Raw genomic sequence first — 11,917 nt, forward strand, 5'->3', positions numbered from 1 at the left:
ACGCGGGTCAGAGCCAGCCGCGGTCGCGGGCGAGGCGGGCCGCCGCGTGGCGGTTCTCCGCGCCGAGCTTCGCGGTGGCCGCCGACAGGTAGTTGCGCACGGTGCCGGGCGCGAGCGAGGCGCGGCGGGCGATCTCGGCGACGGGGGCGCCGTCCGCGGCGAGGGCGAGGACGTCCGCCTCCCGCTCGGTGAGGGGGGAGTCGCCCGCGCTGATGGCGTCCGCCGCCAGTTCGGGATCGATGTAGCGCGTGCCGCCGTGCACGAGGCGGATGATCTCGGCGAGCCGCTGCGCGGAGACGGTCTTCGGCAGGAAGCCGCGCACCCCGGCCGCCAGCGCCTGCTTGAGGGCGGCGGGGCGGCCGTGGCTCGTCACGATCAGCACGGCGCAGCCGGGCAGCAGCGTCCGCAGCTCCGCCGCGACGGACAGGCCGTCGCGCACCGGCATGTTGAGGTCCACCACGGCGACGTCGGGGGTATGTGCGCGTGCCATGGCCAGCGCCTCGTCGCCGTCGGCGGCCTCGGCGACCACCTCCAGGTCGTCCTCCAGGGCGAGCAGCGCCGCGAGGGCGCCGCGGATGAGGTGCTCGTCGTCGGCGAGCAGCACGCGCAGGGTCATCGTTCCTCCTGGCGGGGGACGGAGGCGGTCAGGACGAACGTGCCGTCCTGGGCGCGGGTGGTGAGGGTGCCGCCGAGGGTGGCGAGCCGTTCGCGCAGGCCGGTGAGGCCCGTGCCGGCGCCCTGCCGCGCGGCGGGGCGTGCCCCGTTGTTGGCGACGGTGAGGACGGCCCGTTCGCCGTCCACGCGCAGGCGGATCTCGCAGCCGGCGGCGTCGGAGTGGCGCAGGACATTGGTGGTGGCCTCGCGGACCACCCAGCCGAGCGCCACCTGCGCCGCCGGGGTGAGGGCGACGTGGCGCGGGGTGTCGATGACGCAGTCGATGCCCGCGGACTCCAGCACACCGCGGGCGCCGGAGAGTTCGGTGGCGAGGTCGGCCTCGCGGTAGCCGCGGACGACGGCGCGGATCTCGGCCTGCGCCTCCTGGGCGGTGCGCTGCACGTCCTCCATCTGCGCGGCCGCCGCGTCGGTGGCGCCGCGCCTGGCGAGCCTGGCGGCCAGTTCGCTGCGGAGGGCGAGGACGGAGAGGTTGCGGCCCATGACGTCGTGGAGGTCGCGGGCGAACCTGAGCCGTTCCTCCGCCACCGCGAGCTGGGCGCGCGTGTCGCGGGCGTCGAACAGTTCCCACATGATCTGCATGATCCAGCCGGAGAGGCGGCCGAAGAGCGCCGCGCCGCCCGCGAGCCAGAACGCGATCCAGGCGTTCACGGCGACCGGTTCCGCCGCCAGCCCGGCCACCGCACCGGCGGCCGTCACCACCGCGACCGCCGCCGCGACCATGCCCGCGATCCGGGGCGCCGAGACCGCCCCCACGGTGAGCACGGCCAGCGGCAGCGTCACGCAGCCGACCGCGAAGACGTAGGCCAGCTCGTCGTCCTGCGGCGGGTCGGCCGGGTGTGCCCGCAGGACGAGCGGCAGCAGCAGGAACGCCACCGCGACGACCGCCGCCATGAGCGCGGTGGGCCGGTCGCGGCGGCCGACCGTCCAGCGCAGCGCCTGGGAGGCCGCGTGGCCGACCGTCAGGCCGTAGGCGGGGAAGAGGACCACGGCCGCCACGTCGGCCCCCGGTGTGTGGAGGGTCCCCGTCACGCTGACGGCGGCGGAGACGGCCATCCCGAGGGCGTAGAGGTAGAAGCTCCCGTGGGTGATCAGTTCGACCCTGGCGGTGCTGGAGCGGCCGGTCCACCACCGGGGCCACCGGGGTCCGGCCGCCGCGTCGCGCGGCGCACGGTCCTGCATGCTGTCTCCCGCTCCCCTGTCGTCCACCGGCCCTGCCGTCCGTCCGCCGTGCCGTGCGCGGGCTCAGCCGCGCGGCTCCCAGCGGAACCAGCGCCGCACGGCGAGCACCGACAGTACCGTCCACGCGGCCGCCGTCCCGAGCGCGCGCAGCGTCTCCTGCGCGTCCAGGCCGCCGATCCAGCCGCCCCGCACCAGGTCCGTCACCGGCGTGAGCGGCAGGAGGCGCAGCACGTCGGCCGCGCCGTCGGGGAACACGTCGAGCGGCACCGTGACGCCCGAGCCGAGGAGCGCGACGAGGAGCAGCGGCAGCGCCGTCACCTGCGCGCTCTCGACGGTGCGGGTGACCGCGGCGGTCGCGGCGGCGAGCGCCGCCGTCATGACCGTGCCCAGGGCGACCCCGGCGAGCATCAGGTCGGGGCGCTCGGGGAGCCGTCCGCCCCACAGCGCGGCGCCCAGCACGACCAGCAGGGCGATCTGCGCGAGGGCGATCACGGCCGCGGGGAGGGCGGTGGCGCCGAGGATCTCGGGGTCGCGCACCTCGCCGGTGCGCAGGCGCTTCAGGACGAGTTCCTCGCGGCGGCTCACGTACGCGGCGACGAGGGTGGTGTAGACGACGAGCGCCAGCACCATCACGACGCCGCCGGTGAGGAGGAGTTCGGCGGAGCTGAGGCCGGTCTCGGCGGGGGCGCCCGCGCGGTCGAGCGTCGGCTTGGTCACGGCGATCATCAGCGGGGGCATGACGAGGGCGGTGAACAGCGCTGTGCGGTTGCGCAGGAGCAGGGTGACCTCGGCGCGGGCCAGGGCGGCCATGCGGCTCGCGGTGGTCGTGCGCGCCGGTGCGGTGCGCCGGGTCGTCGTGGGCGGGGTCGTCGTGGGCGGGGTCGTGCTCATCGGTCGGCCACCTCCGTCGTGCCGTCGTGCCGCCTGCCGTCCCCCGCGATGTCGAGGAACGCCTCTTCGAGCGACGCCGTGCGGGCGTCGAGGTCCGCGAGCGCCACGCCGTGGTCGCGCGCCCACAGCAGCAGTTCTGTCAGGGCGCCCTGCAGGTCGTGCGTGGCGATCCGTACGTCCCGGCCGTCGCCGCGCGCGCCCAGCGTGGCGGGCAGCTGCCAGCGCCCGATGTCCTCGGGGAGGCGGAAGCGGATGCGCGACGCGCTGCGCGCCGTGACGGACGCGGTGGTCCCCGAGACGGCGATCCGGCCCTTGTGCATGATGGCGAGCCGGTCGGCCAGTTCCTCCGCCTCCTCCAGGTAGTGCGTGGTGAGGAGGACGGTCGTGCCGTCCGCCAGCAGGTCGCGGACGACCTGCCAGGTCGCCCGGCGCGCCTCGGCGTCCATGCCGGTGGTGGGCTCGTCCAGGAAGAGGACCCGGGGGCGGCCCAGCAGGGCGAGCGCCAGGTCGAGCCTGCGCCGTTCGCCGCCGGAGAGCTGCTTGACGCGGACCCCGGCGCGCTCCGACAGGCCGACCGTCTCCAGGGCCTCCCCCACCGGGCGCGCGCCGCTCGTGCAGCCCGCCCACATGCGGGCGGTCTCCCCGGCGGTCAGGTCGGAGGGGAAGCCGCCCTCCTGGAGCATGATGCCGATGTCGGGGCGTACGGCGCGGCGTTCGGTGAACGGGTCGCGGCCCAGGACGCGTACGGTCCCCCGGGTCGCGGGGGCCAGGCCTTCGAGCACCTCGAGCGTGGACGTCTTGCCCGCGCCGTTGGTGCCGAGGAGTGCGAAGAGTTCGCCCTCGCGGACGTCGAGGTCGAGGCCGCGCACGGCGTCGAACCCGCTGTCCCCCGGGGGGCCGTACCGGCGCCACAGGCCGCTCGCGCTGATAGCTGTGTCGGTCATGCCTCCAGCCTTCCGCCGGGGAGGGCCGCGGTGACGTGCGGACTGTCATGACCTCGTATGACATCTGTCATGCCGGGCGCCGGGGCGCGGGGCGGCGCGCGCGGGACCGGCGGCCGCCGCCCCTCGCCGACCCGGTGGGATATTTTGGGCGGATCAGACATTCATCTCTTTCTTGTGGACGAGGGGAAGAGGGGTCGGCAGTGGCGACCAGTGACAGCGCGAGCCCCCACCCGTGCGAGGACCGGGCCCACGACGCCCGGCTGCGGCTGCTCGGCGAGGCCGTCTCCTCCGGCGAGCTGGACGCCGTCGAACTGCTGCGGCTCTCCCTGGAACAGGCCGTCATCACCACCGCCGCGCTCGGCGGCGCCGCCCACCTCGTCACCGGCCAGGACGCCACGCTGCACCTCGCCTCCGTCGTCGGCCTGCCCAGGGACCTCGCGCGGCCCTGGGAGCGGCTCACCGAGGACGACCCCGCGGCGCCCGCGCGGGCCGCCGGGACGGACGAGCAGCTCTGGGTCCCGGCGGGCGAGGGGGAGGCGTCCGGCCGGACCGTGCTCCCCGTCGAGGGGGCGGCCGGGGCCCTGTCCGTGCCGCTGCGGGGCGGCGGCGGCCTCACCGGCGTCCTGACCCTCTTCACGCCGCGCCCGCCCGACGGGGAGCAGCGCCACGCGCTCCGGCGCCTCGGCGCGACGGTCGGCGAGGGCCTGGCGCGCGCCCCGGGGCCCGTCACCGGCGTGGTGCCCTGGTGGCAGGAGTCCAGCTCGCGCCTGTCGGAGGCCATGGCCGCGATCAACGTGGCCACCTGGGAGGTCGACCTGACCGAGCCGAACGGGCGCCTTGAGGTGGACGACACGGGCTTCGACGTCATCGCGCGCGCGGCCGGGATCGAGCCGGAGGAGTGGGACGGCCGCCTCGACACGTGGATGCGCCGCGTCCACCCGGACGACCTGCCCGGTGTCCTGGAACAGATGCAGGCCTCCATCACGCACCCGGGCAAGGTGTACGCCGTCGAGTACCGCGTGACCAACCCGAAGACCGGCCGCGTCTCGTGGGTGGAACTGCGCGGGCACGTCACGTACGGTCCCGGCGGCGAGCCGCTCCGCATGACGGGCACCGGCTGGGACACCACCACGAGCCGCATGACGGAGCAGGTCGTCGAGCGCATCCTGCGGCACCTCACCGACCCCGTGCTCATCGTGGACCCGGCGGACAGCTGGCGCGTCGTCTACGCGAACGCCACCGTCACCAGGCTCGGTCCGCACGACGCGACCGAACTCGTCGGACGGGTCCCCTGGGACGCCATCCCGGAACTGCGCGGCGCCGAACAGCACTTCGAGGAGGCGCGGCACAGCGACGAGCCCGTCGTCGTGGACCTCCGCGTCAGGGAATGGTGGCAGCGGCTGCGCGTCATCCGCGCCGACCGGTACGTGGTGGTGTTCCTGACGGACGTGACCGAGGAGGTCGACACCGCCCGCGCGGAGGCCGCCAGGACCGAACGGGTGGAGGCCGTCACAGCGGCGCTCTCGCAGGCCCTGACCACGGAGGACGTGGTGGACGCGGTGGCCGCCCAGCTCCTCGCCCCGCTGGAGGGCGACGGCGTCCTGATCTACTCGCTGGCCGGGGGCAGGCTGCACCTCGTCGGCCATGTCGGCTACCCCGCCGACGCCGTGCTGCGGGTCGCCCGTCTCGACAGCGACCCGTCGCTCCTCGACCCGCAGCCCCGGTTCTTCGGCTCCCTGGAGGAGTTCGCCGCCGCCTGCCCGCCGCCCCTGGGCGAGCTGGCACGGTCGCGGGGCGAGGGGCGGGAGGCCGCGTGGGCGGTGCTCCCCCTGGTCGCCGGCGGCCACCGCACCGGCTCGCTGCTGGTGTCCTTCCCCCGGCCGCGCACCTGGACGGGAGGCGACGAGAGCATGCTGCTGGCCCTCAGCGGCCTGGTCGCCCAGGCGCTGGAGCGCGCCAGGCTCTACGACGAGGAGCACGACCGCGCCCAGCGCTGGCAGCGCGCCTGGCTGCCCACGCTGGAGGACGACCTGCCCGCCCTGGACGCCGCCGCGCGCTACCGTTCGGCGGGCGGCGAGGAGGCGGGGGGCGACTGGTACGAGATCATCCCGCTCTCCGGGGAACGCGTCGCGCTGGTCATCGGGGACGTCGCGGGCCACGGCCTGCGCGAGGCGACCATCATGGCGCGGCTGCGCTCGGCCTCGGCGGCGCTGGCCATCCTGGACCTCGACCCGGAGGAGATGCTGCTCTTCCTGACCGAGATCACCGCGCGGCTCGTCGCCGAACTCGACGACGCCACCGACCCGTTCGACCGCCGCCTGGTCAGCTGCCTGTACGCGATCTACGACCCGACCAACGGCGAGCTGGCCATGGCCTCCGCCGGGCACCTGCCGCCGGTGATCGTCCCGCCCGGCGGGCGGCCCCACCACCCGGACGTCACCACGGGCCCGCCGCTGGGCTTCGACCAGACCCCGTACGAGGCGTCCCAGCTCGTCCTGCCCCCGGACAGCCTGCTGGTGCTCTACACCGACGGGCTCATCGCCACCGCGGCCTCCGACCCGGACACCGGCATGCGGCGGCTCACCGACACGCTCGCCGGGCTGACCGAGGGGCCGGACCACCCGGGCGCGGGCGACGGCGCGGGGCGGCTGGCCGACCTGTGCGACGCCGTCATGGACGCCCTCCCCCACGAGGAACGGCGCACGCGGGACGACGCCGCGCTCCTCGCCGTCAGCCTGCACCGCATCCCCGCCGACCGCATCGCCTCCTGGGAGCTGCCGCTCGAAGCCGCCTCGGCGCGCAAGGCACGCGCCCTGACGGGCGAGCAGCTCGCCCGCTGGGGCCTGGAGGACCTCGTGATGACGGCGGAACTCGTCGTCAGCGAACTGATCGGCAACACCGTCCGCCACGCCTCGGCGCCCCTGCGTCTGCGCCTGATCCACAGCACCACGCTGATCATCGAGGTGTACGACGGCAGCGAGGCGACGCCCCGCGTCCGGCACGCCGCGCTGATGGACGAGAGCGGCCGCGGCCTGAACCTCATCAGGACCGCCACCGCGCACTGGGGCACCCGGTACACCGCGAACGGCAAGGTCGTCTGGGCACAGCTGCCCCTCGACGCCCAGCTCTGACTGATCAGGCCCCACTGATCAGGGCCCCTCTCACTGATCAGGCCCCACTGATCAGGATTAGAGAAGCAGCGCCCGGGCCCCCGGACCTAGCGTTGCGGGCATGGCAGACATCGCATCCGTGACCCTGGAGGTGGCCGACCCGACGGCCGCCCGACGCTTCTACTCCGACGCCTTCGGCCTGGACACGCAGCTGCGGCTGCGGGCCTCCGAGGCGCCCACGACCGGCTTCCGCGGCTTCACCCTGTCGCTCACCGTGCAGGGCCCCGGCACCGTGGACAGTCTGATCGGCACCGCGCTCGACGCCGGTGCCACGCCGCTGAAGCCCGCGGCGAAGTCGCTGTGGGGCTACGGCGGTGTCGTCCAGGCCCCCGACGGCACGATCTGGAAGGTCGCGACGTCGGCGAAGAAGGACCCCGGGCCTGTCACCCGGCGGATCGACGAGATCGTGCTGCTGCTCGGCGTCGCGGACGTGGCCGCGAGCAAGCGGTTCTACGTGGCCAAGGGGCTCACCGTGGGGAAGAGCTTCGGCCGCGTGTACGCCGAGTTCGCGTCGGGCCCCGGCCCCGTGAAGCTGGCGCTGTACCGGCACAAGGCGCTGGCGAAGGACGCCGGGGTGAAGCCGGACGGCAGCGGGTCGCACCGGATCGCGATCGGCGGGGACGCCGGTGCGTTCACCGACCCGGACGGCTTCGCGTGGGAGGCCGTGTCACCGGCCCTGGCCGACAGCTGACGCGGGCGGGGCGGCCGGTCCCCTGTCTCAGAAGCCCCACGGGTCGGGGTGCGGGGTGCGCGCCGGGTCCTCGGACCAGCACAGGCGGGACTCCAGGTCGTCGCCGAGGCGCGCCGTGAGCAGGTCGGCCGCCCAGCCGTTCCAGTAGACGGCGCCCGGCGCCTCGGGCACGCGGAACGCGGCGGCCGCGGTGGGCAGCGCCTCCGGCAGGAAGACGGCCCTGGTGATCTCGCCCGTGCTGCGCTTGGGCTTGGAGGAGCGCCGCACGTCCAGGCAGTCCACCACGCGGGTCACCAGCAGCAGGAAGTACGCGCCGTCGCCGGTGTCCTCGGGGTCACCGGTGTCCACCGGCACCAGGTCGCCCGACGCGGCGAGCCCGTCGCCCAGCGCCGCGCGCACCTCGGGGCCCAGCACGGGGGCGCACGGGTAGTCGCTGGGGAACGAGGACTTGGGCTCGGTGGCGTCCTCGAACCACGTGCCGGCGACCCGGGCGGGACGGTCCGCGTCCGTCGCGGGCGCGCCGGACATGCACCAGCGGATCGCGCTGTCGAGCGACGCGTCGTCGAGGCGGAGCGTCGCCCTGTCGCCGAGGAGGCTGGGCAGCAGGCGGTGGACGGACAGCGGCGCGCGGTGGGTCTCGCTCATCACACGGTCCATGATGCGCCAGGGCCGGGCCTGCCCGTCGCAAGCTCACGCTCGACCTGGCGGCCGACGCGGCGCAGTTCCCTGCGCAGTTCCCGGCGGATCGCGCCCGCGCCGAGGCCGCGGATCCGGCCCATGCGGGCGACGTGCTGGAGGCGGCGGTCGAGGCGGCCGAGGAAGCGGTTGGTGTGGGTGAAGTTGTGCGGGGTGGGGTGGCCGAGGGGGATGCCGTTGGCCGCGTCGTTGATGTCGATGTTGTAGCGCCGCAGCAGGGCGCGCATCGCGGGGGCGCCGCCGCGGTTGAAGCCGGAGGGGACGATGTGGGCCGCCGCCTGGCCGGGGCCGACGATCCGGTTCTCGGCCGCCATGTTCCGCCGCAGCTGGGCGGCGTTCTGGGCGCAGGTCAGCAGTCCGAGGAGGTCGGTCCAGGTGAGGGGATCGACCACGTACGCGCGGTGGTTGGGCCCCGCGTCCATGCCGAGCGGGTCGGGGGTGACGTAGCGGGCGGTGAAGGGGTCGTAGTGGCGCAGGACGTTGTAGTGGAGCTGGGTCTCCTGGTCGGCGTACTGGCCGGGGAAGCGCAGCGGGGTGTCCGTAGCGGCGCCGGGCCGGGATGTCGTCAGTCCCCACAGGGTGGCGGCGGCGCGCCAGGCGATCCGGCCCTGTTCGTCCACGAGTTCGGTGGGGGTGCCGACGAGGTCGGTGACGACGGCGTAGAACCGTTCGTCGATGATCTCCTGCGGTGCGTCGGCGAGATGGCGCCGTTCGGTCTGCGTGACGGGGCGCTCGCCGTCGCGTCCCCAGGTGAGGGTGACCGCCTCGGTGTCCCCGGCGACGGTGGTGGTCTGCTCCACGAGGTCCGTGCCGTCCCAGGTGAAGCGGGTCTCCTCGGCGACCGAACCGTCCGGTGCGAGGCGGTGTTTGGCGACGCGGCGGCCGAGGGCGTCGTACAGGTACCGCCAGACGGTGCCGTCCGGGGTGGTGACGGAGGTGAGGCGGTCCTCGGCGTCCCAGGCGTAGCGCCACACGTCGGGTTTGCGGGACAGCCGGGTCCTGCGGCGCAGGACGACGCGGCCCGCGGCGTCGTACTCGTAGGCGACGCGGCCCGCGCGGACGAGGCGGGTGCCGTCGTAGGCGCGGTCGCCCTGCGCGTCGTCCGCGTGGGGCGCGTCGGCGGGCCATGCGGCGTCGGTCTGGTTGCCCGCCGCGTCCCAGGCGTAGGTCTCCGACCAGTCGTCGGCGCGGACGGCGGTGACGCGTCCGGCGGGGTCGGTGGTGAACGTGCGTGCGCCGGTGGCGGAGTCGTCCAGTGCGGCCACGCTGTCGTCGGCGCGGTAGCGGTAGTCGCGCCGGGCCGGGGTGGCCGGGCCGGGGGCGCCGGGGACGGTGACGGTCTGGCGGGTGAGCCGGTCGGCGGCGTCCCAGGTATGGGCGATGACGGGCCCCTCGGTGCCGAGGCCGCGGCGGGTCTCCCGGCCCGCGGGGTCGTGGCGGCTGGTCAGGACGCGTCCGGCGACGTGCAGGGCGGTGCGCTGCCCGGCGGCGTCGTAGGCGTGACGGGCGGTCAGTCCCGCCGGTGTGGTCTGCTCGACGGGGCGGCCGAGGATGTCGTGTCCGGTGCGCAGGGTCCGGCCGTCCACGGTCTCGGCGACGGTGCGGCCCGCGGCGTCGTAGGTGAACGCAAGGGTGACGTCCGGGCCGGTCGCGGTGAGCATGCGGCCGCTGTGATCGTGGGTGTAGGCGGTGGGGATGCCGTCGCTGGTGGTGGCGGTGAGGCGGCCCGCGGGGTCGTAGGCGTACGTGACGGTCTGCCCGGCCGCGTTGGTGCGGCTGAGCAGCTGGCCCACGGCGTCGTAGGTGTAGGTGACGGTGTGGCCGTCGAAGTCGGTCTCCGAGGTGGGGTTGCCGAGCGCGTCGTAGGTGTAGGTCCAGTCCTGGCCGCGCTGGTCGGTGACGCGGACGAGGCGCTGTTCCGTGTCGTGGGCGAAGGCGACGCGGGCGCCGTCCGGGGTGGTGCGGCTCGTCAGCTGGTCGAAGGGGCCGTACGTCCAGTGGGTCGTGCGGCCGAGGGCGTCGGTGTGGGAGAGGCGGTTGCCCTCGGCGTCGTAGGTCCAGCTCTCCGTGGCGCCGTCCGGCTGGGTGAGGGACGCGGGGAGGCCCCCGGCGGTCCAGGTGTGGCGGGTGGCGGCGCCCAGCGGGTCGGTGACGGTGGTGACGCGGCCGTGCGTGTCGTAGGCGATGCGTGTCTCGTGGCCGAGGGGGTCGAGGGAGCGGACGGGCTGGCCCGCCGCGTTGTTGGTGAACTGCTGGACGGCGCCGGTGGCGTCGGTCAGGGTGGCGAGGGCGCCGCTGGGGTCGCGGGTGAAGCGGGTGGTGGCGCCGGTGGCCTCGGTGACCGAGAGGCAGTTGCCGCGCGCGTCCCACTCCATGCGCCGCACGGCGCCGTCGAAGTCGGTGACCTCGACGGGCAGGTCGAGGTCGTCGTAGCGGGCGCGGGTGGTGGCGCCGTCCGGGAGTTCGACGGCTGTCAGGTTGCCGGCCGCGTCCCAGGTCAGGCGCGTGGTGTGGCCCAGTTCGTCGGTGCGTGCCAGGAGTTTGTCGCGCCGGTCCCATTCCTGGCGCACGGTGTGGCCGAGCGGGTCGGTCTCGGCGACGAGCTGGTAGCAGTCGTTGAACTGGTAGCGCCGGGTGTGGCCGAGGGAATCCACGGCGGTGGTGGTGAGGGCCTCGGCGTCGTAGGCGAAGGTGTAGGCGAGGACGCCGTCGGTGCCGCCCGCGGCGACGCAGCGGTCGGCGCCGTCGTACGTGTAGTCGTACCAGGTGCCGTTGCGGTCCTCCCAGCGGGTGAGGCGGTGGCGCGCGTCGTAGGCGAGGCGCAGCGGGAGGCCGGACGGGTCGGTGATCTCGGTGAGGTCGCCCGCGGCGTCGTAGCCGTAGGTGACGAGGGTGGGTTCGGCGGGGTCGCTGAGGAGCGTGAGGCGGGTGATGCGGCCGTGGTCGCAGGCGATGCTGATGCGGTAGCCGCCGTCGTGGGTGATCCCGGCGGGGAGGCCCGTGGCGTCGTAGGTGACGGTGAACGCGTTGCCGTTGCGGTCGTTGACGCCGGTGAGCGGCAGGGTGGCGCGGGAGCGGCCGGGGACGGGGCGGAAGCGCAGGGTGAGTCCGGTGTCGTGCTGCCGCACGGTCATCTCGCCGCCGGGCTCGCCGTCCCAGCCGAGGGGCCAGTGCGGGCCTTCGACGGGCAGGACGCCGCTGTGGGCGGACGGGACGGGGTAGCGCAGGACCATGCCGTCTGCGGTGTGGAGGCGTGCCTCGTACTCGGTGAGTACGAGGCGCTGGTCGAGGGTCCCGGCCCAGCTCGGTCCGTACAGCAGGCCGCTGCGGACGCTGGTGCGGTGGTGCCGGGTGAGGATCAGCGGGAGGACGCCGGGGAGTTCGACGTCCGTCGCGGACATCACGAGTTCGCCGGTGGCCATGTCCACGGGGTCGCCGCAGAGGGAGAGGCCGCGGATGTCGCGTCCCATGCGGCGGATGTTCTGGCCGAGGCCGCGGATGCCGACGGCAATGCCGCGTAGTCCGGTGCGTGCGGCGCCGATACCGCCGCGGATGCCACGGGCGAGACCGCCCAGGGTCGTCAGCCCCCGCATCCCCGGAATACAGTCCAGCGCAGCGAACGCCACATCCAGCAAAGACCCCTCACCCCGCGCGAACTTGATCAACGTGTC

The 11,917-nt window shown here is 74.9% G+C and carries 8 protein-coding genes; 2 read left to right on the forward strand and 6 right to left on the reverse strand.

Translation table 11 applies throughout. The features are described 5' to 3' along the window. Nucleotides 1–7 precede the first annotated feature (7 nt). From ACIBPC_RS26325 to ACIBPC_RS26340, 4 genes are all read right to left on the reverse strand, one after another. Nucleotides 8–616, reverse strand: a complete 609-nt coding sequence (locus tag ACIBPC_RS26325; protein WP_362968548.1) for a response regulator transcription factor — start codon at nt 614–616, stop codon at nt 8–10. Next, complete coding sequence (locus tag ACIBPC_RS26330; RefSeq protein WP_398848031.1) at nt 613–1,854, reverse strand: sensor histidine kinase; 1,242 nt, start codon at nt 1,852–1,854, stop codon at nt 613–615. Before ACIBPC_RS26330 ends, ACIBPC_RS26325 begins: the two co-directional genes overlap by 4 nt. A gap of 63 nt (nt 1,855–1,917) precedes the next feature. Next, nucleotides 1,918–2,745 carry an ABC transporter permease gene (locus tag ACIBPC_RS26335; RefSeq protein WP_362968546.1) on the reverse strand — a complete coding sequence of 276 codons (828 nt, stop codon included), beginning with the start codon at nt 2,743–2,745 and terminating at the stop codon, nt 1,918–1,920. Continuing rightward, entirely contained in the window at nt 2,742–3,689 is a 948-nt protein-coding gene (locus ACIBPC_RS26340) for an ABC transporter ATP-binding protein (protein WP_398848033.1), read from the reverse strand. Before ACIBPC_RS26340 ends, ACIBPC_RS26335 begins: the two co-directional genes overlap by 4 nt. 200 nt (nt 3,690–3,889) lie before the next feature. On the opposite strand from ACIBPC_RS26340, the gene ACIBPC_RS26345 reads away from it, so the two are divergent. Together ACIBPC_RS26345 and ACIBPC_RS26350 are read left to right on the forward strand one after the other, a co-directional pair. Next, nucleotides 3,890–6,820, forward strand: a complete 2,931-nt coding sequence (locus ACIBPC_RS26345) for a SpoIIE family protein phosphatase (protein ID WP_398848034.1) — start codon at nt 3,890–3,892, stop codon at nt 6,818–6,820. A gap of 100 nt (nt 6,821–6,920) precedes the next feature. Beyond that, nucleotides 6,921–7,550 (forward strand): glyoxalase, encoded by a 630-nt coding sequence (locus ACIBPC_RS26350; protein ID WP_398848036.1) that lies wholly within the window; start codon nt 6,921–6,923, stop codon nt 7,548–7,550. Between the two features lie 27 nt (nt 7,551–7,577). On the opposite strand, the gene ACIBPC_RS26355 is transcribed toward ACIBPC_RS26350, so the two are convergent. Together ACIBPC_RS26355 and ACIBPC_RS26360 are read right to left on the reverse strand one after the other, a co-directional pair. Further along, entirely contained in the window at nt 7,578–8,195 is a 618-nt protein-coding gene (locus ACIBPC_RS26355; RefSeq protein WP_398848038.1) for a hypothetical protein, read from the reverse strand. Then, a complete protein-coding gene (locus ACIBPC_RS26360; protein WP_398848040.1) occupies nt 8,195–11,839 on the reverse strand; it encodes a DUF6531 domain-containing protein in 3,645 nt (1,214 codons plus the stop codon). Before ACIBPC_RS26360 ends, ACIBPC_RS26355 begins: the two co-directional genes overlap by 1 nt. Between the last annotated feature and the right edge of the window lie 78 nt (nt 11,840–11,917).

The sequence above is a fragment of the Streptomyces sp. NPDC049879 genome (assembly GCF_044461265.1).
In the GTDB taxonomy this organism is placed as follows: Bacteria; Actinomycetota; Actinomycetes; order Streptomycetales; family Streptomycetaceae; genus Streptomyces.